The organism is Eisenbergiella porci, from assembly GCF_009696275.1.
Lineage (GTDB): Bacteria > Bacillota > Clostridia > Lachnospirales > Lachnospiraceae > Eisenbergiella > Eisenbergiella porci.
In genome coordinates this window covers 1-1,025 of sequence record NZ_VUMI01000149.1, presented here as the reverse complement: position 1 = coordinate 1,025, position 1,025 = coordinate 1, and the positions used below count along the sequence as shown (strand labels likewise).

The window sequence follows — 1,025 nt, the reverse complement described above, 5'->3', positions numbered from 1 at the left end:
CTCTTTCTGATTTTGAGGTATTCAGTTTTTCAAAATTGAATAATCAAAATAAATTTTTTCGATTGAAAAAATTTTATTTGTTATCATCTTCAATGCCATATTTTTTCTTTTGCCGAATCACATAATTACTGATTTTTTCATCATATAGTGGATACTGGTAATCCAACTGGCATGCCACTTCTGACGAAACCTCCCGGAACAATGCCATACATTGTTCAAAGGATTCCCACATATGGGGATAGGAATCCATATTATAAGTGGACATAAGTCGTTCCCACAATTCCTCTGGGACATATTGCTTCATAAATTTATAGTTTTTTCCCAAACTGAAATGAAATCCCTGTTTGATACCAATCAGCCAGGAAATCATGCGAAGCAATTCTTTTCGTACTATATCATTCATATGGTCAATAGCAAAAAGAATTTCTTTGCGGCATAAGCCCTTTACTACATATGTTGTAGTATTCCAAAATTCATTACAGCAATCGTCAAACATTCTTTGAGTAGGCTTCTGCAAGTGGTAGTCTATATCCGTTGGTATTGGCGGCTTTACGATACGGTTGTCTTTATCCAACAGTAACTTTACCAGTTTATCCCATGTAAAATACTCGTCTATCAGTTCCAGCGGCAGCAAAGTTAAATCTATCTTAACATCATCAGTAAACAGCATTAAATATGAAAATCCCTTTTCTACAGCTGGAAATAATTCCATATCTTCCGGCTTTTGCAGAATCAACCTTTCACCAAATATATCTAGCCATTTATCATCACTTGTGAAGCTGTCCATATCCGTAACAAAAAAAGTAATATCAAAATCCTGAAAATCATCAGGCGGAATATTTGTATTTGTTCTAGATCCTTCCAAAGTAACCATGCGAATGCGTTTGTCTGTTTTTGCAAAATTCAAAACAATATCATAAACTTCCTTTTCTGATCTCATTTTTATCTCCTCCAATTATTGAAATAGGTGTGAAGCCATTTTAGGGCTTTCCCGCCTTGATTACCCTTTAGCAAAGACGGGCGGG

General features: G+C 35.2%; 1 protein-coding gene. It reads right to left on the bottom strand.

The features are described from left to right. Positions 1 to 73 precede the first annotated feature (73 nt). On the bottom strand, positions 74 to 940 hold the full coding sequence (locus FYJ45_RS29335; protein ID WP_001255868.1) for an aminoglycoside 6-adenylyltransferase AadE: 867 nt from the start codon (positions 938 to 940) through the stop codon (positions 74 to 76). Positions 941 to 1,025 lie beyond the last annotated feature (85 nt).

Bases quoted from the DNA above. Each gene is read 5' to 3' on its own strand.
- FYJ45_RS29335 (WP_001255868.1), bottom strand. From the start codon at position 940: ATGAGATCAGAAAAGGAAGTTTATGATATTGTTTTGAATTTTGCAAAA.